The sequence below is a fragment of the Microbacterium sp. ZOR0019 genome, assembly GCF_000800925.1.
In the GTDB taxonomy this organism is placed as follows: domain Bacteria; phylum Actinomycetota; class Actinomycetes; order Actinomycetales; family Microbacteriaceae; genus Microbacterium; species Microbacterium aurugineum.
The window spans coordinates 17,632-37,898 of sequence record NZ_JRKC01000037.1 but is presented as its reverse complement, the minus strand read 5'-3'; the positions used below and the strand labels follow the sequence as shown (position 1 = coordinate 37,898).

14 protein-coding genes are annotated in these 20,267 nt (G+C 69.2%); 5 read left to right on the top strand and 9 right to left on the bottom strand.

What is annotated here, in order from left to right; all coding sequences use genetic code 11:
* Positions 1-176: 176 nt before the first annotated feature.
* A complete protein-coding gene (locus L978_RS08790; protein ID WP_047522441.1) occupies positions 177-2,984 on the bottom strand; it encodes a metallophosphoesterase family protein in 2,808 nt (935 codons plus the stop codon).
* A gap of 205 nt (positions 2,985-3,189) precedes the next feature.
* On the opposite strand from L978_RS08790, the gene L978_RS08785 reads away from it, so the two are divergent.
* A complete protein-coding gene (locus L978_RS08785) occupies positions 3,190-3,936 on the top strand; it encodes a GntR family transcriptional regulator (protein WP_047522439.1) in 747 nt (248 codons plus the stop codon).
* Between the two features lie 18 nt (positions 3,937-3,954).
* Here the strand turns inward: L978_RS08785 and L978_RS08780 are convergent, their stop codons facing one another.
* The 6 genes from L978_RS08780 to recQ all read right to left on the bottom strand — a co-directional run bounded on the left by L978_RS08780 (position 3,955) and on the right by recQ (position 11,355).
* The gene (locus L978_RS08780) at positions 3,955-4,524 is read right to left on the bottom strand and encodes a DNA-3-methyladenine glycosylase I (RefSeq protein WP_047522437.1); all 570 of its coding nucleotides are present in this window, start codon (positions 4,522-4,524) and stop codon (positions 3,955-3,957) included.
* Positions 4,525-4,922: 398 nt separating this feature from the next.
* Positions 4,923-6,986, bottom strand: a complete 2,064-nt coding sequence (locus L978_RS08775) for an acyl-CoA dehydrogenase family protein (RefSeq protein ID WP_047522435.1) — start codon at positions 6,984-6,986, stop codon at positions 4,923-4,925.
* Positions 6,987-7,787: 801 nt separating this feature from the next.
* Positions 7,788-8,408, bottom strand: a complete 621-nt coding sequence (locus L978_RS08770) for a dihydrofolate reductase family protein (RefSeq protein ID WP_047522433.1) — start codon at positions 8,406-8,408, stop codon at positions 7,788-7,790.
* Positions 8,408-8,881 (bottom strand): SRPBCC family protein, encoded by a 474-nt coding sequence (locus tag L978_RS08765; protein ID WP_047522431.1) that lies wholly within the window; start codon positions 8,879-8,881, stop codon positions 8,408-8,410. The genes L978_RS08770 and L978_RS08765 overlap by 1 nt, the downstream gene beginning before the upstream one ends.
* A gap of 3 nt (positions 8,882-8,884) precedes the next feature.
* Positions 8,885-9,226 carry an ArsR/SmtB family transcription factor gene (locus L978_RS08760; RefSeq protein ID WP_047522429.1) on the bottom strand — a complete coding sequence of 114 codons (342 nt, stop codon included), beginning with the start codon at positions 9,224-9,226 and terminating at the stop codon, positions 8,885-8,887.
* Positions 9,227-9,312: 86 nt separating this feature from the next.
* Entirely contained in the window at positions 9,313-11,355 is a 2,043-nt protein-coding gene (gene recQ, locus L978_RS08755) for a DNA helicase RecQ (protein ID WP_052193450.1), read from the bottom strand.
* An 87-nt stretch (positions 11,356-11,442) separates the two neighbouring features.
* Between recQ and L978_RS08750 the strand changes: the two genes are divergently transcribed.
* Entirely contained in the window at positions 11,443-11,787 is a 345-nt protein-coding gene (locus L978_RS08750) for a GNAT family N-acetyltransferase (RefSeq protein WP_047522424.1), read from the top strand.
* Positions 11,784-12,701, top strand: coding sequence for a pirin family protein (locus tag L978_RS08745; protein ID WP_047522422.1), 918 nt, complete (start codon positions 11,784-11,786; stop codon positions 12,699-12,701). The genes L978_RS08750 and L978_RS08745 overlap by 4 nt, the downstream gene beginning before the upstream one ends.
* 16 nt (positions 12,702-12,717) lie before the next feature.
* Here the strand turns inward: L978_RS08745 and L978_RS08740 are convergent, their stop codons facing one another.
* On the bottom strand, positions 12,718-14,334 hold the full coding sequence (locus L978_RS08740; protein ID WP_052193448.1) for an acyl-CoA dehydrogenase family protein: 1,617 nt from the start codon (positions 14,332-14,334) through the stop codon (positions 12,718-12,720).
* A gap of 171 nt (positions 14,335-14,505) precedes the next feature.
* Positions 14,506-17,688, bottom strand: coding sequence for a S8 family peptidase (locus L978_RS08735; protein WP_052193447.1), 3,183 nt, complete (start codon positions 17,686-17,688; stop codon positions 14,506-14,508).
* Between the two features lie 188 nt (positions 17,689-17,876).
* On the opposite strand from L978_RS08735, the gene L978_RS08730 reads away from it, so the two are divergent.
* Entirely contained in the window at positions 17,877-18,422 is a 546-nt protein-coding gene (locus L978_RS08730; protein ID WP_047522418.1) for an ECF transporter S component, read from the top strand.
* Between the two features lie 101 nt (positions 18,423-18,523).
* Positions 18,524-20,218 carry an ABC transporter ATP-binding protein gene (locus tag L978_RS08725; protein ID WP_047522415.1) on the top strand — a complete coding sequence of 565 codons (1,695 nt, stop codon included), beginning with the start codon at positions 18,524-18,526 and terminating at the stop codon, positions 20,216-20,218.
* Positions 20,219-20,267 lie beyond the last annotated feature (49 nt).

Below are 20,267 nucleotides of genomic sequence, written 5' to 3'. Positions count from 1 at the left end.
TTCCCCCCCCAGGGTGACACTCTGTGATCACTCGTGCGCGGGCCCGTCTGGCCGACGACGCACCCGTTCATCCTAACCGCGTGCCCGAGAACCGCTCGATGGGGAGTAGTACCCATCGCCGGAGCGGCGTCGAGTCGACCTCGGCGCCACCCCGGCGATGGGGGAAGGAATCGTTCTCAGCTGCCCGCGCGGCGCCTCCGGGCGAGGAGGAATCCGCCGAGCGCCACGAGCAGCAGGCTGCCACCGAGGAGGAACCAGCCCGGCTCACCGCCGGTGGCCGCGAGTCCCCCGCCGGTCGACGGTGCATCCCCACCGCCGGAGCCCGGCGCGACGCCGCCCGGTCCCTCACCCGCGCCCGTGACGGTGAGCGGGGCGGTGACCTCGGTCCCGTCCGGCAGGATCACCGCCAGCGTGTGAGCACCCGCCGGCGTCGTCGAGGGGATCGTGACGGTCGTGCGGAACGCCCCGTCGGCGTCGGCGGTCGCCACGCCCACCCGCACCGGTGTGGAGCGCAGCTCGATCTCGACCTCGGTGTCGGCAGGGAATCCGGTGGCCGCGATCGTGACCCGGCCGCCCGCTGCGACGCTCTGCGTGCTCAGTTCCAGGGTGGGATCGACCGGGTCGACGGGGTCGACGGGATCGACGGGATCGACCGGAGCCGCCGTCGGCCGCGGGACGTCGACGTGCTTGATCTCCGTCGCGCCGGTGGAGGAGAAGGAGTACACCGTGACCCGCACGCGATCGTCGTACAGCGCGGCGCGCAGTCCGACCGGATCGGCACCGCCGACGGCCTTCTCCTCCCAGTCGCCGCTCGGCCCGTACATCGTGGTCACCGCTCCGGTGTTCACGACCGTCGGGGCATGGGCGAGGCTCGGATCCGTCCGCAGCTCGGCGCTCCAGTCGTTCAGCGTCGGCGACCAGTGCGTGTGGCCGTTGAACATGATGACGTTCGGGTTCTGCGCGAGGAGCGCGGCGAAGCGAGCCTCTTCCTGGCCGTAGTCGTTCTTGTAGAACCGCGCGTACGACCCCGAGACCGAGTAGGGCAGCAGGTGGTGCGAGAACAGCAGCACCGGCTTGTCCTGGGCACGCCAGTGCGCGAGCCGGTCGCGCAGCCAGGTGAACTGCTCCTGGCTGAAGTCGATGAACGGGCCCGAGCCGGTCTTCGCCGCGTAGTCGTAGAACTCGCTCCCGATCCAGATCAGGGGAAGCTGCCCGTCGACGAGGACCTCTCCCCACAGACCGCCCTGCCCGCCGACCTCACGCATCCCGGTCGAGTCGAGGAAGCGCTTCTGATACACCGCCGATCCTTCGCTGCCGTAGTACTCGTGGTTGCCGATCGTCGAGACGACCGTGCCGTAGTCGCCCCCGCCTCCCGCGGCGAGCGCCGACAGATAGGAGGTGTAGTTGGCGGTCGACCCCGTGCTGACGAGATCGCCGTTCGACACCAGCACATCCGCCGCCTGCGGCATCGCACGGAAGCCGGGAAGCACGTTCTGGCTCAGCCGGGTCGTCGCTCCCTGCACGTCGCTGAAGATGTCGACGACCGCGTCCGCCTCGACCCCCTCGGCGAGCGGGGCGAGCGGGCGCAGCACCTGCACGTCGTCGAGCATCCACGACCCCGCGGCGCTCGCGGCCTCGAACCCGAATCGGATGCTCATCGACGACGCGCCCGCAGGCACCGCGACCGGCAGACGGAGTCGCGCGGACTCCTCATCCGCGTCGGAGAGCTCGCGCAGCACGGCCTCGGTCCCGTCGTCGAAGAGGGCCGTCACCGATCCCTGCTGTCCCCCGCCGCGCTTGCGGTAGTGGCTGTCGAGGCGCACCTCGAGCGTGTCCCCCGCCGTGACGGCGATCGGTGCCGATGTCAGGGTGCCCGAGAACGCCCCCTCCGTCGCTTCCGCCACCGCGATCCGTCCCGAAGCCCGGGTGAACGCGTGTCGGCGGTCGGTTCCGTGCTGCCCGACCACGCTGTCGAGAGTCGACAGCGACCACGCACCCGTCGTGGTCCAGGTGTCCTTCTCGAAGCCGTCGAACCAGAGCAGCGGTTCGGTGGTCGCCGAGTCCGGATCGCCTGCCGCGAGCACCGTGATCTCGAGCGACGTCGAGACGATGCCGGCGCCACCGAGCGACAGCGCCACGTATCCGGGGGCGAGGTCTTCGGGCAGGGTGACGGAGAACGAGGTCTCCCCGGCGGCGTCGGCCACGGGGATACCCGGGATCGGAGGGGCGGAGTCCCCCCACGTCGCGGTCAGCTGCTGGCCGGGGCGGAGGCCGCCGATCGTGACCGGCACTATCGCACCCGCCGTCGCGACGGGCTTGGACGCGGAGAGGATTCGCGGTGTCGAATCGGCCGGTGGCGCCTCGCTGATCTGCACGTCGTCGATCATCCAGAACCAGTTGTTGCTGCTCTCGGCATACGACCAGCCCACCGTGACGGCGTCGACTCCCGCCGGCACCGGGATCGAGACATCCACCTGCTCGTCGAGCCGGTTCCGCGCGAACGACTCGACCACGACGGGCGCTTCGTCGTCGAACCGAGCCACCAGCTGAGCGGTCTGCGGTGCCTGTCCCTGCTTGTAGTGGCTGTCGAAGACCACCCGCACCGCACCGTCGCCGCTCTGGAGGTCGACCTCGGGAGCCCACAGGACCGAGCTGAAGCGCCCCTGCGTCGGCCGGTTCGCGTCGGAGTGCACGACCGCGGTCATCCCCTCCGCGCGGGAGAAGGAACCGCGGTCTCCGCTGTTCCCCCACGCCGACACGACCTCGGCCGGCGTGTGGAACGACCAGCCCTGCCACTCGGTGCGCATGCCGTCGACATTGGTGTTGTCGACCGACCATCCCGCCGGCGGCTGCGTCGCAGTGGCATCGGTGAAGCCTTCGTCGAGCGGCGGGGCCGCGGCGAGCGCGGGCGTCGCCGCGGTCCCGCCGAGCAGGGTGAGGGCGCACGTCACCGCAAGGGCACCGATTCCGCGTCTGGTTCTCATGTCTCTTCCTTGGAGTTGGTCGACCGCACATCTCGGCCGAGGCAGGGTGGAGAATCTCCGGGTCTCTTCCGAGCATGCGGAGCGAAAGTAGTCATGACAACTTTTTGCCGCAGTATTCTCGAAGTGTTCACCGACATGAGGCAGAGTGGGCCTGGCTGGCAGCGTCGAGGAGCGAGAAGTCATGACAACGGGAGCGAGGACGCGAATGCGCAGACCGCTGCACGAGCAGCTGTACGAACAGATGCGCGATCGCATCAGGAGCGGTGAGTGGCCCGAGGGCGAACGGGTGCCGAGCGAGCACTCCCTGATCGCCGAGTTCGGCACCTCGCGGGGGCCGATCAGGCAGGCACTGGCGACCCTGCGCGCAGAGGGCGCCGTCGACGGCGGACGGGGCGCACCGCCGCGCGTACGGCGACTCGTGCCGACGCAGTCCTTCCAATCGTTCGTCTCGTTCACCGACTGGGCGCGGTCGATCGGCCGCCGCCCCGGACAGCGGGTCATCGAGGCCGCCCGGCGTCCGGCATCGGAAACCGTCGCCGACGATCTCGGCGTGGAACCGGGGGCGGCGATCGTGGAGATCGTGCGGTTGCGGCTGCTGGACGACGAGCCGGCGATGCTCGAGAGGTCGGCATTCCCGTTCGCTATCGGAAAGCTGCTGTTGGCGGCCGACCTCGATACGGGGAGCATCTACGAGACGATGCAGGAGCACGGATGCGCACCCGTCCGCGCACGCCATGTCTTCGACGCCGTCCCCGCGGATGACCTCGATGCCGCGGCGCTCGCGGTCTCGGTGTCGACTCCGCTGCTGCGGGTGCGGCGAACGGCGTGGGCCGAGGACGGCTCCCTCGTCGAGGTCGCCGATGACCGCTACCTGCCGACGATGGCCAGTTTCGCGGTCGAGAACACCTCCGACGTACGCTCCGCACTCACGCGGGAGACCGGCGAACGCTGAACCTCGCGGTTCCGATGATCAGGCGCGCCAGCACCCCGCGATGTGGTCGTCGACCATGCCCGCCGACTGCATCAGCGCATACATCGTCGTCGGACCGACGAAACGGAAGCCTCGTCGTCGCAGCTCCTTGCTCAGCGCCGTCGACTCCGGCGTGACAGCGGGGACATCGCTGAACGACGCCGGGCGAGTACCGGATGCCGGCGGCGCGAACGACCACATCAGCTCGTCGAGCTCGCCTGTTCCCATCGAGCGGACCAGCTGGGCGTTGCCGATGGTCGCCTCGATCTTCGGGCGATTCCGGATGATTCCGGCGTCTCCCATCAGGCGCTCGACGTCGTCTTCGCCGAACTCCGCGACGATCTCGGGCTCGAACCCCGCGAAGACCTCACGGAACCGCGGCCGCTTGCGCAGGATCGTGATCCACGACAGTCCGGCCTGGAAGCCCTCGAGCGCCATCTTCTCGAACAGCGCGCGGTCGCCGTGCAGGGGCGTGCCCCACTCCTCGTCGTGGTAGCGGCGGTACTCGGCGTCGTCACCCACCCAGGCGCAGCGGTCACGGGCGTCGGGTCCGGTGAGGAGAGAGCTCATCCGCTCAGGCTATCCGCCAGGACCGACACCGCCACGGGCGCCTGCCGCCTGCCGCCTGCCGCTCCGGCCCCCGCTTCCGCGTCTCCGTCCCCGTTTCCGTCTCCGTCCCCGTCTCCGTCGACACCCCCACCCACCGTCGACACCCCCGTCCACCGTCGACGCCCCCTCGTGCTCGCGCGTCTCAGAGGGGGTCTCGACACGAAGAGGGGGTCTCGACGGCAAGAGGCCTGACGAGGCGAGCGGACCGCCCACCGCACACACACCTATCCACCGTCGACCCGACCAAACGCCGACGCCCCCGCCCACCGTCGACGCCCCCTCTCACTCGCGTGTCTCAGAGGGGGTCCCGACACGGAGAGGGGGTCTCGACGCGGAGAGGGGGGCGGGGACGAGCGGGGTCAGCGCTTCTTCTTCAGGGCCTTCTCCTGGATCGGAGCCTGCCCGGTCGCCGCGAGGTCGGCGTAGTACGCACGCGCCTCGTCCTGACGCTGCTTCTCGATGCCGCTCGCGATCGGTGCACGCACATGCTCCGGCTCATAGCCGAAGGCGTTGACCAGGTCGAGGGCGTACGGGCGCAGCCGCGCGCACAGACGGTCGATGTAGCTCGACACGGCCGCTGCGCGCTGGGTCGACAAGCGTCCGTTGATCAGGTGCCAGGCGAGGTGCTTCTCGATGAGCTGCAGCCCGAAGAGGTCACGCAGCCACGTGAGGACCTTCTTCGTGTCGGGGTCGTCCATCTGATGCACGGCGTCGGTGAACGCCTCCCACTGCAACAGCTCTCCGTGCGCACGAGCGGCTTCGATGAGTTCCGCCTGGTTCTCGTTGAACAGACGCGCGCCGAGCACCTTGTCCTTCGCCCCCGGACGCAGCCGAGCCGCGATGTCGGCGACCATCTGCTGCACGCGCCCGGCGAGCAGATCGTGCTGCTGCTCCTCGCGCAGCCCCCGCTCGACCGAGCGACTCACCTGACCGAAGTCGGAGACGGCCTGTCCGAGCTGACGGAGCCCCGCGCCGTGGAACACCTTGCCCGCGGTCATTCCGACGGCGAACTTGGCCAGCGCCGCCGCGTCCTTGCCCTGGAACTGCTTGGCGTAGTCGGTGAGCAGGCGCTTGCCGACCAGCTGGAGGAGGACGTTGTTGTCGCCCTCGAACGTGACGTAGATGTCGAGGTCCTGGCGAAGGCCGACCAGACGGTTCTCGAACATGAAGCCGGCCCCACCGGTGGCTTCGCGGGCCTCCTGCAAGGTGTCGAGCGCATGCCAGGTCGAGAGCGGCTTGAGGGCGGCCGCGAGCGTCTCGAGGTCCTCCCGGTCGGCCGGGGTGTCGGTGCGGCCGGAGAACACGCCGTCGAACTTCTGCAGGAACTCGTCGTGCGCGAAGATCTGCGCGTAGGTGGTCGCCAGGCGCGGGAGCAGACGGCGCTGGTGCTTGCCGTAGTCCATCAGCACGACTTCCTGGCCGTCCGCCCCGTCGAACTGACGACGCTGCGTGGCGTAGGTGATCGCGATGTGCAGGCCGAGCGCCGATGCCCAGGAGGCCGCGCCGTCGAGGGACACGCGCCCCTGGACGAGCGTGCCGAGCATCGTGAAGAAGCGGCGGCCGGGACTGTCGATCGCACTGGAGTACGTCCCGTCGGCGGCGACGTCGCCGTAGCGGTTCAAGAGGTTGGTGCGCGGGATGCGCACGTGGTCGAACGACAGTCGTCCGTTGTCGATGCCGTTGAGTCCCCCCTTGAGCCCGTCGTCCTCGCGACCGATACCGGGGAGATCGTTGCCGTCCTCCCCGCGCAGCGGCACGTAGAAGCAGTGCACACCGTGGTTGACGCCGTTCGTGATGAGCTGAGCGAACACGGTCGCCGCGACGCCATGCAGTGCGGCGTTGCCCAGGTACTCCTTCGTCGCGCCCCGGAAGGGGGTGTTGATGACGAACTCCTCGGTCTCCGGGTCGTACGTCGCGGTCGTGCCGACGGCGGCGACGTCGGAGCCGTGTCCGATCTCCGTCATCGCGAAGGCACCGGGGATCGACAGGTCCATCACGCCGGGGAGCCACTTCTCGTGGTGCTCCTTCGTGCCCAGCTGGAGGATCGCGGAGCCGAAGAGTCCCCACTGCACACCGGACTTGATCTGCAGACTCGGGTCGGCGACCACGAGCTCCTCGAAGCCGGCGATGTTGGCGCCGTTGTTCTCCTCACCGCCGAGCGACTTGGGGAACGCCCGGTGGACGGCCTTGTTCTCGACCAGCAGGTGCAGCTGGCTGAGCACGCGCTCGCGGTGCTCGTCCTTGCCAAGCTCGTCCTTGCGCCAGAACGCCGAATCCTTGATCATCTCGCGCGCCTGGCGGCGGACGTCACCCCACGTGCCCATCAGGGCATCGTTCACTCGGGCGACGTCGATCTGCGGCGGGGCCGCGATCTCGTGTGATTCATCGGGTGTCGTCGAAGGACGGACGGCAGCGTCGACCATGGGGTTCCTCCAGGAAAGTAGGGAGACCACCATGGTAGGTCTGCGACAAACGTCGAGGAACTCCTCTGTAAGCATCCTCCAACGCGTTGCCGGGACGCCCCCGCCGCCGCTTGTCGCCTCGCGACAGGAACGGCCGAGCCGCCCTCCTGCCCACGACTCCGAGTGGGTCGCCGGCGGGAGGACGGCTCGAGAGCTGGCGCGCTGTGAGACGTCAGGAACCGATCGGCACCTTCACTTGCATGTTGTGATTCGAGACGAATACTGGAGATACCCTACGGTCGCTTGCCAGATGTAGGAGTTGCTTCGGAACTTTCCGGACCCTAGGTAGTTGTGCACGGTGTATTGCATTCCTGTCACCCCGTATCGGGTGTGCAGCTTCTTCCACGCACAGTTCGGGTTGTAGTAGTCCCAAGCAACATCGACAAACAACGGCCGTATCGATGGTGCGGCAGCCACCACCGACTTCGCCTCTGCCCCTTGCACTGCGGATGCCGGCGCCGCGACACCGAACGTCAATGCCGCCGCCACAGCCACAGCACCACCCCAACGCAGCCATCGGACTTGCGGTCGCGCACTTCGCGCAGCGGCACGTTCAAACCGGCTGGACATCATCGTCCCCCTCCTTCTTCCTTCGCTTGCCCTCACCCTAGACAGGCGACCCAACCGCGTGGCGATCAAGAGCAATCGAATCCCAGAATGCTGGGATACGCAGTGGCTCTACGACCGGAGCGCGGTCGACATCGCAGAGCAGCTGCGGGCCCACCTCGCCGACGCGCTGCCCGCGCGCTGAGCCCCGCCGCGTCAGCGCCGACGCACGGCGTATCGAAGATGCGTGGTCTGCGGAGAGGGCTCCGCAGACACCAAGTCCAGCGCCACGCGACCGGCGTCCACCCCGCCGAAGAGGCGCACGCCCCTCCCGAACAGCACCGGGGAGAGCGCGATGTGGAACTCGTCCACCAGCCCCGCGTCGAGGTACTGCACGATCGTCTCCGCGCCGCCCGCGATGCGCACGTCCCGATCCCCCGCCGCGGCACGGGCCCGATCGAGTGCGGACTCGATGCCGTTGTCGACGAAGTGGAACGTGGTACCGCCCTGTCGCTCCCACGGCCCCCGCCGCTCATGGGTGACGACGAACACGGGAGTGTGGAACGGCGGAGCCTCCGGCCAGGCGCGCTCTCCCGCATCGAACATCCGCTTGCCCATGACGCTCGCGCCGGTGCGCTCGAACGTCTCGCGCACGATGTCGTTGTCGCGTCCTTCCTCGCCGCCCTCGCCGAGCTGGAGGTTCTCCCGGAAGAAGCGCTGCCGGAACACCCACTTCTGCAGTTCCATCCACTGCTGACCCATCAGCTCGTCAGGAGACTCGGGGGCGATGAAACCGTCGAGCGACATCGAAACGCTGAAGAACACGACACCGGCCATCAGCGCACGACCTCGCCCGCCCACTCCTCGACGAATGCCGCCAGGTTGGCCAGAGTCTGCCGGCCCCCCTCGATCGCGCCGTACTTCTCGACCGCCTCGTCCCGCAGCTCCACGGTCGGGAACACCGTCCGCATGTCGATACGGGTCCGCTCGCCCTCGGCCCCGAAGGTCAGCACCGACGTGAAAGCGTCTGGGTCATCGCGGTACTCACCGTGGAGCATCGCGATCCGCTCCGGCGCGAGGATCTCGGTCCACGTGATCCACTCGGGGTAGTCCGTGCCGTCCGGCCCGTGCATCACGAACTCCCACGCACCCCCGACCTGGAAGTCGAACGAGGAGGTCGTGGTGGTGAATCCGGACGGCCCCCACCACCTCGACAAGTGCCGCACCTCGGTGAACGCTTCGAACACCAGCTCTCGCGGCGCGTCGATCATTCGGGAGATCACGATCTCGCGATCCGTCGTCGTTTCCATCTCTTACTCCTGTCGCCTCTCCTGTGCGAGTTCCTGCGCGTAGGCGTCGAGCCGGTCGAAGCTCTCGCTCCAGAACTGCTCGAACCCGCCGGTCCATTCGTGGACGGCCCTCAGCCCGCGGGCGTCGAGGCCGTACACACGCTGCTTGCCGTCCCGGCGATCCTGCACGAGACCGACCTCGCGAAGCACTCGCAGATGCTTGGACGCTCCCGGCTGGGTCATCCCGAGTGCTTCGGACAGCTCGGTGACGGGCCGCTCGCCGGTGCGCAACAGCGCCAGGATGTCGCGGCGCCGCGGCTCGGCGATCGCGTTGAAGACATCCGAAGTCGTCGCTGCTCGTGCCATGCGTCAAACATATACCCATATGGGAAAGTGTTCAAGATGCGCGAACTCTCGTCCGGTGATCCGGAGCGACGGACAGGACGCGGTGCTCAGGCCGCGGCGATGACCGCGAGCACGCTCTCTCCGTAGGCCTCGCGCTTCTTCGCGCCGATGCCGGTGATGCCGTCAAGGTCTGCGAGCGACGCCGGACGATGCTCGGCGAGAGCACGCAGGGTGGCATCGCCGAAGACGATGTACGCAGGGACACCCTGCTCCCGTGCGGTCTCGGCGCGCCAGGCGCGCAGCGACTCGAAGAGCCCGCGATCCCCGGCGTCCAGCGCATCCGCGGCACTCGCCTTGCGGGCACGGCCGGACGAGACGGGACGGCCGATGGTGTCCTTGCGCAGAGGCACGGCGGTCTCTGCGCGCAGCACCCCGGCCGCCTGCTCGCCGGGGGCCAGCGTGCCGTAGTCGCCTTGGGCCACGAGGATGCCGCGGGCCAGGAGTTGCCGGACCACGCTGCGCCAGTCCTGATCGGACAGATCATGACCGATGCCGTAGGTCGCGAGCTTGTCGTGACCCTGCTGCCGGATGCGCTCGGTCGAGGCGCCGCGGAGGATGTCGATCAGGTGTCCGGCGCCGAACGCCTGGTTGCGCTCGCGCTGGAGTCGCACGATGGTCGACAGCAGCTTCTGCGCCGGAACGAGCCCGTCGAACGTCTCGGTGTCGTCGAGACACGTGTCGCAGTTGCCGCAGGGCTGCGACTGCTGACCGAAGTAGCCGAGCAGGTTCTGCCGACGGCACTCCACGGTCTCGCAGAGCGCGAGCATCGCGTCGAGGTGCTGCCCCATCCGCATCTTGAACGTGCGGTCGCCGGGGCTCTGATCGATGAGGCGGCGCTGCTGCACCACGTCGCCGAGTCCGTACGCCATCCACGCCACCGCCGGCTCGCCGTCACGACCGCCACGACCGGTCTCCTGGTAATACCCCTCCACGGACTTCGGCAGGTCGATGTGCGCGACGAAACGCACGTCGGGCTTGTCGATCCCCATGCCGAACGCGATGGTCGCGACCATGACCACGCCGTCTTCCCGGAGGAAGCGGGCCTGATGCGCTGCACGCACCTCCGCGGGAAGGCCCGCGTGATACGGAAGCGCGTCGATCCCCTGAGCGGCGAGGGAGGTCGCCGTCTGCTCGACCGACTTGCGGCTGAGGGCGTAGACGATACCCGCCGCACCTTCCGGTTGCGACCGGATGAAGGCGACCAGTTGCTTACGGGGGTCGACCTTGGGCACGATCCGGTACTGGATGTTGGGGCGATCGAAGCTCGCGACGAAGTGCGTGGCAGCCTCTCGTCCGTCCCGACCGTCGAGACGCAGACGCTCGGTGATCTCCTTGTGCGTGGCCGCGGTCGCCGTCGCGGTGAGAGCCATGCGAGGAACCCCGGGGAACCGCTCGCCGAGGTCACCCAGCGCGAGGTAGTCGGGCCGGAAGTCATGACCCCACTGAGACACGCAGTGGGCCTCGTCGATCGCGATCACGCTCAGCGTCCCGCGTTGCAGCAGCGCCGTCGTCTGAGCGTGAGAGAGCCGCTCGGGGGCGACGTAGAGGAGGTCGAGCTCACCGGCGACGTAGGCCCGCTCGACCTCTCGGCGCTCGTCGATCGCCTGCGTCGAGTTGAGGTACGCGGCATTGACGCCGTTGGCCCGGAGCGCATCGACCTGGTCGTGCATGAGCGCGATGAGCGGGCTGACCACGAGCCCCGTGCCCTCGCGCACGAGTGCCGGCACCTGGTACGTGATGCTCTTGCCCCCACCGGTCGGCATGAGGACCACGGCGTCGCCGCCCGCGATGACCTGTTCGACGATCTCGGCCTGGTCGCCACGGAACTCGTCGTAGCCGAAGACCGTGTGCAGCGCGTCGAGCGCGGTCGCGAACCGGCTCGGGGTCGCCCGCCGTGCAACCGACGCGGGGGTCGAGGCCGATGCGACCGGCGTGACGGGCCCGGACCCCCAGTCGAGAGGCGGCTCGTATGCTGCTCCCTGTGGCTCCCAATCCATCGGCTCCGGCGGGGCGGACGGCTCCCAGCCATCGTCGTAGGGCTCGTCGGCGTACGGCAGGTCCGCGTACGGGTCACGGGGAGTCTGCGGCATTCCTCCAGCGTAACCACCCCCGCCGACGCGGGAGCCCCCCTCTCCACAGGGGCGTAGGTTGGAGGCAACCCGTTCGAAGGAGCTCCGATGACCGACATCACCGTGACCCGCAACGAGGGCGAATTGCGCTACGAACTCCACTCGGGCGACGTGCTCGCAGGCTTCGCGGCCTTCGACCTCCGTGCCGGATCCATCCGCTTCCTCCACACCGAGATCGACCCGGCGTTCCAGGGACAGGGGTTGGCCGGGAAGCTGGCCTCAGAAGCACTGACGGATGCAGCCGGGCGCGGCGAGGCGATCGTGCCGCTGTGCCCGTACATCGCGAAATACCTCGAGACGCATGAGATCCCCGGTGCCGAGATCCGCTGGCCCAAGGCTCCCGCAGGTCACGCCGGATCCGCGGGCGAGGACCCGACCGGGCGGGCGGAATGATCGGGCAGCACCGCCTGATCCTGGAGCCGCGGGAGGTTCCGCTCGGCGGTGTGCGCGGGATGAACGTGCTGCGCGCCCTGCCGCACCGGAACCTGCCCACGATCGGCGCCTGGTGCTTCCTCGACCGGTTCGGTCCCGCCGACACGAAGATGCGGGTCGAGCCGCACCCGCACATCGGACTGCAGACCGTGACCTGGCCGCTCGTCGGGGAGATCCGCCACCGCGACTCACTCGGCAGCGATGCGGACCTGCGGCGCGGGCAGCTGAACCTGATGACGGCCGGGAACGGCATCTCGCATTCGGAGTACTCGATCGGCGACGATCCCGTGCCGCTCGACGCACTGCAGCTCTGGGTGGTGCTGCCCGAATCCGCCCGCCACGGTTCCCCCGGCTTCGAACGGCACACCGAACTGCCCGCGCTCACACTCCCCGCCGACGAGGGGGCAGCAGCCGAAGCCACCGTCGTGCTCGGTGACTTCGCCGGCGTGCGCTCGCCCGCTACCGTCCACACGCCGATCGTGGGCGCGGAGATCGTCCTCTCCCCCGGCTCCCGCGTGCGTCTCCCCTTGCGGGCCGACTGGGAGCACGCGCTGATGCTCGTCGAGGGCGATGCGGTCGTGGCCGAGCATGCTCTCGACCGCAACGGCCTGCTCTACCTCGGCGACTCCCGCGAGGGCGTCGAGGTGTCGAGCGGCGAGGGGGCATTGCTTTTCCTCCTCGGCGGCGAGCCCTTCGAGGCCGACATCGTGATGTGGTGGAACTTCGCCGGCCGCTCGCACGACGAGATCGTCGACGCGCGCGAGGCCTGGGAAGCGGCATCCGACCGCTTCGGTGTCGTCGCCGGACACGACGTGCGCATCCCCGCTCCGCCGCTGCCACCCGTGCGGCTCATGCCGCGCAGCCGCAAGATCTGACGCGACACGGAGATCGTCACGCCCGGGCGGCGATGGCGGCGGCCTCGACCCCTTCGGGGAGTTCGCCGAACAGTCGCCCCATCCCCTCGCCGAGGCGCGCCGCGAGGAACCCCTCCGCGACGGCGGAAGGGGCGGTACGGATCAGGAGCGATGCCTCCAACGACAGCGCCAGGTCGGCGACCAGCCTCCGTGCCCGCGCCTCGGCCGCAGGATCCTCCGTGATGCGGCGAACGCGATCCCGCGTGCGGGCGATGTGCGCGTCGAGTCGGGGATCCTGCCCGGCGGCGAGCGCCACTTCCGCGTCGAACGCCTCGAAGGATTGCGGCTCGCGGGCAAGCGCACGCAAGACGTCGAGGGCGATGACGTTGCCCGACCCCTCCCACACCGCCATGACCGGCTGCTCGCGATAGCGCTGGGCGAGCGGGAAGTCTTCGGTGATCCCGTTGCCGCCGAGGCATTCGAGCGCTTCGGCCGCATGCGCGGGCCCGCGCTTGCAGACCCAGTACTTCATGACCGCGGTGCCGAGACGACGAAAAGCGGTCTCCTGCTCGTCGGCATCGGCGTCGTAGGCGCGCGCGAGTCTGAGCGCCGCAGCGGTGGCCCCCTCGGTCTCGAGCTGCAGGTCGGCGAGCACGGCGGTCATCGCCGGCTGGTCGATGAGGGTACGACCGAACGCGGAGCGATGACGCACGTGCCAGGCTGCTTCGGCGGTCGCCTGACGCATGCCTGCCAGCGAGCCCAGGATGCAGTCCAGCCGGGTGTGGGTGACCATCTCGATGATCGTGCGCACACCGCGCCCCTCCTCCCCGACGAGGTGGGCGACGGCGCCTTCGTACTCCACCTCGCTCGACGCGTTGGAGACGTTGCCGAGCTTGTCCTTCAGGCGCATGATCCGGATCTCGTTGCGCGTTCCGTCTTCGCGCAGGCGCGGGAGCAGGAAGCAGGAGAGGCCGCCCGGCGCCTGAGCGAGGACGAGGAAGGCATCCGACATCGGCGCGGAGCAGAACCACTTGTGCCCCGTCAACGCGTAGCGTCCGCCCCCGAGCGGCGCGGCGACGGTCGTGTTCGAGCGCACGTCCGAACCGCCCTGCTTCTCGGTCATGGCCATGCCGAACAACGCGCCCGGCTTTCCCGGGGAGAGGGTGGAGTCGTATCGGGTCGACAGGAGTCGCGGCATCCATTGCGCGGCCAGTTCCGGCTGCGCGGCGACGACCGGCACGACGGAATGCGTCATCGACACCGGGCAGGCGTGCCCGGGCTCGACCTGGGCGAACAGCATGAACGATGCGGCACGAGCGACGTTCGCACCGGGCCGCGGGGCGGCGAAAGCCGAGGTGTGCGCCCCCGCCGCGACGGCCGCGCCGAGCACGCGGTGGTACGACGGGTCGTAGTCGACCTCGTCGATGCGGTGCCCCCAGCGGTCGTGGGTGCGCAGGACCGGCTTGTTCCTGTTGGCCCGTCGCGCATCCTCCTGGAACTGCTCGCCGCCCACACGGACGCCGATCTCGTGCAGTCCCGGGTGCGCCCATGCGGCGTCATAGCGCTCGACCCCCTCGACGAGCGCCGTGTTCGTGCCGTACTCGTCCACGCCGACGCGCTCCGGCGCCTGATTCGTGACGTGGTGCGTGCTCATCTCTCCCCCACAGCGCGCAGACACAGGGCCGTGATCGTCTCCCCACCGGATGCGACTGTTCGAGTCGACTGAATCATGATTCAGTCGACGCTGCAAGGCGCCGCCGAACCGAGGCCCGGACGCACACAGCGCCCCGCGGAAGGGAGACCGCGGGGCGCTGTGCTGTGGGGGCTACTCCGGCTTGGCCGTCGGCGGAGCCTCCGTCTCGGGCGCCTCCGTCGGCGGCGCGTCCGTCTCGGGGGCCTCCGTCGGCGGAGCCTCCGTCTCCGGAGCGTCCGTCTCGGGCGCTTCGGTCGGCGGGACCTCGGCGTCAGGCGCTTCACCCGCCGGGACGGTGACCGTCACCACGGTGCGGACCTCGGAGTCGCCGTAGCGGACCAGCCCCAGGTACCGGGTACCGGCCGTGAGGCCCGTCCAGCTGAGCTCGTAGCTCGTCTTCTCGCCGCGAACGGCGGCGATCGGGTTCGGGGTCGCGGCGAACGCGCCGTCTCCGCCGGGCTGCACGTTGGCGTAGGTCATGTCCCACGTCATCGGACCCGTCGTCGAGTACATGTTCGCGACCACGAGGTAGGTCCCGGCGGTCGGTGCGGGGAGCGTGACCTGCTCGTCCGCCGAACCGGTCGCCGACTGCCACCGCTCGTAGTACCGCAGGTCGTCCGGGCTCACCACGCGGTACACGGTGAGGTCCAGGTCGCTGCCGTCGTCGTCCGAAGAGTCGAGGTCGAACCGCGAGAGGGTGGTCCCCTCCGGTACATCGACGATCCACGCCACGTCCTTGTTCGCGTCACCGGAGTTCTCGTCGCCCGAGTGCCCCTCGACCGGGTTGTCCGGGTCGCTGAGCAGGTCGAAGGCGGTGAGGCCCGAGAGGTCCAGCGCCAGGTCGCCGTCGAGACCGGGGGTGATCTCGACCGCCGTACTGCCGTCCGCTCCGGTACCCGTGACCTCGGCCGGAGCGTCCGCCGTCACCGGGAACACCGCGATCGGGGAACGCACCGTGTTCTTCTTGCTCGTCCAGGTCAGCGTGCCGGTGGCCCACTGCTCCACCGGAGCGTCGGTGTTGTCGAACGTGACCGTGAAGGTCTTCGTCTGCCCCGGCTTGTCGAAGGTCAACTGCGAGGGCGTGACCTTGACGTGCACTCCCGGGACCGAGGCCTTCGCGGTGAACGTCCCCTTCTGGGTCGATGTGACCGACCGGGTGACGGTCTGCGCGCTGGCCAGCGAGCCGATCGAGATCGATGCCTGGTTCAGGTCGCTGCCGTCGATGGGATCGATGCCGGGGAAGTCCGACAGGCCCTTCCCGTCGAGGAACGCCGCCCAGTCCTTCACTCCGTTGAGGTAGAGCAGACCCGGGTTCAGGTACCGCGTCGCGTCGACCTGTCCCGCGCCCTGTTCGAACGGGTTCGTGTTCTTCGATCCGTCGGGCAGGACGGTGTCATAGGCGGTCGTCATCATCGCCGAACGGATCTCCGCCGGCGTCGCCTTCGGGTGCTCACCGAGGTAGAGCGCTCCGAGGCCGGCCACGTGCGGTGAGGCCATCGACGTGCCGGACAGGATGCCAAAGGTCGGCTTCTCTCCGGGGGCGTTGTTCGTCGCCGCGAGGATCGCGACACCGGGGGCCGCCACGTCCGGCTTCAGCACATCACTGCCGTCGGCGAGCATCGGTCCGCGGCTCGAGAAGCCCGCGATCTGCGGCGTGGGGGTGGTCACGCCCGTCGTGTTCTCACCGACCAGCGTGATCGGCCGATCGACGCCGCCCTGCACGTACGCGAGCACGGCTTCGCGGTACTCGGCGTTGAGGTGGACGGTCGGCACGGCGTGGAAGTCGTTGTCGAGCGAGTCCGCTCCACCGGGCACGTTCACGAGAACCATGCCGATACCGCCTGCGTCCTTCACGACCTGCGACTTCTCGGCACGTGCGTTGCTGCCGCGGTCGCACACGACGATGTGTCCGGCGACCTTGGCCGGGTCGAGGGTGCCGGGCAGGCAGAGCTGCGCGTCGACCGCTCCTGCCGCCCCGGCGTCGACCGCTGCGATGGACGGGCCGGTGACACTCTCGCCGAACGGCACGCTCACCGACGCTCCGGCCTGCTCGAACCCGTCGAACTGCACGGTGCCCTCCCAGGTGGGGATGGTGGAGGCGGCGACCGTCGTGTACCAGGGCGAGGCGTGGTCGGCGGTGACCGGGTCCGGACCGTCGTTGCCGGCGCTGGTCGCGACGAAGACACCCGCGGCCGCGGCGTTGAAGAACGCGAGGTCCTCGGGAGCCATCACGGTGCTGGCGGCACCGCCGCCGATCGAGTAGTTGATCACGTCGACACCGTCGGCGACGGCCTGGTCGATCGCGGCGACGAGGTCGCTGAGGGCGCAGATGTCATCCGTGGTGACCGCAGGGTCGGGACCGACGTAGCAGGCCTTGTAGGCGGCGACCTTCGCGCCCGGCGCGACGCCGGACACCGTGCCGAAGTCGACATCCTCGATGGAGGCCTTGACCTTGAAGTTGCCCGCCGCGGTGCTCGCGGTGTGGGATCCGTGACCGTCGCCGTCACGCGGCGAGAGGTAGTCGTACTGGAAGTCGAAGCCGGCGGCCTCGGCTCCGGCGTAGAAGTACTGGCCGCCGATCAGCTTGGAGGAGTAGTCGCGCTTGTCCCAGTCCTGGGCTTCGACCATCGCGGACTGGAACTGGCCGCCGTCGGACTTGTCGAAGTAGACGTACTTCCCGTCGGTGTAGGGCTGCTTGCCCTTGTGCCGGTCGTGCTGCTTCTTCTGCTTCTTGAGCTTCTTGCCGTCGAACGAGGGGTGCTCCGGGGCGATGCCGGTGTCGATCACACCCACCACGACGCCTTCTCCGGCCTTGTCTACGCCTCCGGTCTGCTGCCACACGCCGCCACGGCCCTTGCGGTCGTCGCCGAGCCCGAGGAAGTCGGTCGACGTCTGCGCATCCGGGTGACGGATCTCATCGGGGTACACGCCCAGCACGTCCTTCGACGCACGGAGCGCATCGACCTGTTCGCCGCTGAGGTCGGCGCTGAACCCGTTGAGCACGACCTGGTAGGTCGTGTCCGGGGTGACGCCGATGTCGCTGACGAGGTCGGTCTGCTCGGATTCGAGGTGCTTGACGTACCGCTGCGAGTCCTGCGACTGGGTCTCGAGCTGCTCACCCTCGGCGGGTTTCGTCGCCTTCAGGCCCTTGACGTCGCCCTCGTAGGTGGCGAGGGGGTCTGCTTTCATGACCACGATGTAGTGCCCTGGGGTGCCGGCGACCGGAACGGGGTGCGTCACCTCCTCGGTCGCCGCGAAACCGGTGGTTGCCGTGGATGCGATGAACAGCGTCGCCAGGGTGGTGGCTGCTGCCATCCGGAGGGGTGTTCGACCCATGTGGTGCTCCCGATGATCACGATGCAGCCGCGTTGCTGCACCGCGGCCAACATAGCCCCGCTCCTCACCTCCGGAGACAGAACTGGTCGATGGTCGAATCCGGCTTCGCCGATACGCCAGGATTTTGCACGGCAGGGCTCCCGATAGGTCGACAGTAAGCTGGAGACGTGGCCCGCACCTCCGTCCTGACGACTCGCGTCCTGCTCGTCTGCGCAGCGATCGGCGTCGCGACGGGCATCCTCGCGGGCATCGCCGGATGGGTGACGCCGGTCCTGCTGGCGAGCCCCCTGCTGTTCCTCTACGGCCTCGTGCTCGGCTCGCACGTGCTCCCGGGGATCATCGCCCAGGAGGTGCTGCGCCTTCCCCTCGTCGCCCTGATCACGCATGTGTTCGCAGCGCTGATCGCGAGCGCCTTCAACCCGGCCTGGGCCCTGCGGTTCATCGGCACGGCCCTGCTGTTCGGCCTGATCCAGGAAGGAGTGGCTGCGCTCACGCGCTACCGCTCCTGGGGTCCGTGGCGCTTCTTCCTCTCGGCCGCGATCATCGGGATCTTCGTGGCGGTCGTCGTGTTCTTCGCCGCCCATCTCTCGGTCATGCCGCTGTGGGCGCAGATCCTGTACCTCGCGATCTCGGTGCTGGGCCCGGTCGCCTGGACCGCGATCGGGCTCGCCATCGGTTCGGCGCTGCGCCGGGCCGGAGTCGCCCGACGCTGACGGGGCTCGATCCGGCGCACTGCGTCGCCCCCGCTCGATGGCGGATCAGGTAAGGCTCAGCTAAGTTAGAAGTCCACGATCCGACGACCCGGGACCCCGCCGTGCGCCCATCCGCGCCTCTGCTCCGCGTGCGTGACCTCTCCCTCACCCACGCCGATGCCGCGCACCCCTCCCCCCGTGACGTCACGTTCGACATCCACCCCGGCGAAGTGGTCCTGCTGCTCGGACCGTCCGGATCCGGCAAGTCGACACTGACCCTCGCGCTCAACGGTCTGATCCCGCATGCGCTGCCCGCGAGCATGGTCGGCACGGTCGAGGCCGGTGGCATCGACTCGGCGAGCGCAGAGACCGCGACACTCAGCACGCAGGTGGCGATGGTGTTCCAGGATCCGGACACGCAGATCGTCACGGGCACGGTCTACGACGAGGTCGCGTTCGGACCCGAGAACCTGCTCCTCGACGTCGACGTCGTCCGCGACAGGGTCGAAGCGGCTCTGCGGCGCGTCGGGCTCTGGGATCGCCGCGATGAGAACCCCGATCACCTCTCGGGTGGAGGGAGGCAGCGACTCGCGATCGCCTGCGCCCTCGCGATGGGTTCCCCGCTGATCGTGCTCGACGAACCGACCGCCAACCTCGACCCGCTGGGCATCGACGACGTATACACGGCGCTGTCGGATGTCGTCGCCGCCGGTGACCGAGCGATCCTCCTCGTCGAGCACAACCTCGATGCGGCGATGGACTTCGTCACCCGCACGCTGGTGCTCGACCGCGAAGGGACGGTCGTCTTCGACGGCCCCGCGGCGGAGATCATCCGCGAGCACGCCGACGAACTCGTGTCGATGGGCGTGTGGCTTCCGGGAGCCACGCTCGCCGCACTCCGGCTGCGGGACGAGGGCCGAAGACTCGATCCGCTCCCCCTCGCACCGCACGAGCTCGCTGACGCGCTCGCCCAGGAGGCACCGCACTCCCCCGCGACGGCGGCGGCCATCCCCGCACCGCGTGAAGAGGACCGCGATGCACGCGCACAGACCGGCCAGGCGATAATCCGCGCGCGCGGGCTCTCCGTCAAGAAACGGCGCACCGAGATCCTGCACGGGATCGATCTCGCTCTGGAGACGGGGAGCCTCACGGCGATCGTCGGGGCGAACGGAGCGGGTAAGACCACGCTGATCCAGGCGCTCGCCGGCGTCGTGCCGCCGCCCCGAGGCCAGGTCACGGTCGACGGCATCGACCCGGGCGTCGCCTCACCACGCGACCTCGCCGCACGCGTCGGATTCGTGTTCCAGAACCCGGAGCACCAGTTCATCGCGCACACGGTGTTCGACGAGCTGGCTCACGGCCTGCGACTGCGCCAGGTTCCGGACGCCGAGATCACCGCGCGGGTCGACGACATGCTCACGCGCTTCGGGCTCGCGCACAAGGCGGACGTGCATCCGTTCCTGCTCTCCGGCGGCGAGAAGCGGCGCCTGTCGGTGGGCACCGCACTGATCACCCGGCCGCGGGTCCTCGCTCTGGACGAGCCCACCTTCGGCCAGGACCGTGCCAGGGCGGCCGAGCTCCTCGACCTGCTGCAGGAGCTGCGCACCGAGGGCACCACCATCGTGATCGTCACGCACGATCTGCAGCTCGTGGCGGAACACGCCTCCCACGTCGTGGTGCTCGCGGGCGGGCGGGTGCGAGCGAGCGGCCCGACGTCGACACTGTTCCGGGATGAGCGGCTGCTCGCCGATGCGGGGCTCCGCCTCCCCGCTCTGCAGCGTGTCCTTTCGTCTGCCGGGCTCGGGGTGCACCCGTGAGCGCCGAAGCCACGGACCGCGTGGTCCCCGGCACCGCGGCCGCCACCGG

What these genes read in the sequence shown, in the direction of transcription:
- L978_RS08790 (WP_047522441.1), bottom strand. Translation starts at nt 2,984, where the DNA reads ATGAGAACCAGACGCGGAATCGGTGCCCTTGCGGTGACGTGCGCCCTC.
- L978_RS08785 (WP_047522439.1), top strand. Translation starts at nt 3,190, where the DNA reads ATGCGCAGACCGCTGCACGAGCAGCTGTACGAACAGATGCGCGATCGC.
- L978_RS08780 (WP_047522437.1), bottom strand. Translation starts at nt 4,524, where the DNA reads ATGAGCTCTCTCCTCACCGGACCCGACGCCCGTGACCGCTGCGCCTGG.
- L978_RS08775 (WP_047522435.1), bottom strand. Translation starts at nt 6,986, where the DNA reads ATGGTCGACGCTGCCGTCCGTCCTTCGACGACACCCGATGAATCACAC.
- L978_RS08770 (WP_047522433.1), bottom strand. Translation starts at nt 8,408, where the DNA reads ATGGCCGGTGTCGTGTTCTTCAGCGTTTCGATGTCGCTCGACGGTTTC.
- L978_RS08765 (WP_047522431.1), bottom strand. Translation starts at nt 8,881, where the DNA reads ATGGAAACGACGACGGATCGCGAGATCGTGATCTCCCGAATGATCGAC.
- L978_RS08760 (WP_047522429.1), bottom strand. Translation starts at nt 9,226, where the DNA reads ATGGCACGAGCAGCGACGACTTCGGATGTCTTCAACGCGATCGCCGAG.
- recQ (WP_052193450.1), bottom strand. Translation starts at nt 11,355, where the DNA reads ATGCCGCAGACTCCCCGTGACCCGTACGCGGACCTGCCGTACGCCGAC.
- L978_RS08750 (WP_047522424.1), top strand. Translation starts at nt 11,443, where the DNA reads ATGACCGACATCACCGTGACCCGCAACGAGGGCGAATTGCGCTACGAA.
- L978_RS08745 (WP_047522422.1), top strand. Translation starts at nt 11,784, where the DNA reads ATGATCGGGCAGCACCGCCTGATCCTGGAGCCGCGGGAGGTTCCGCTC.
- L978_RS08740 (WP_052193448.1), bottom strand. Translation starts at nt 14,334, where the DNA reads ATGAGCACGCACCACGTCACGAATCAGGCGCCGGAGCGCGTCGGCGTG.
- L978_RS08735 (WP_052193447.1), bottom strand. Translation starts at nt 17,688, where the DNA reads ATGGCAGCAGCCACCACCCTGGCGACGCTGTTCATCGCATCCACGGCA.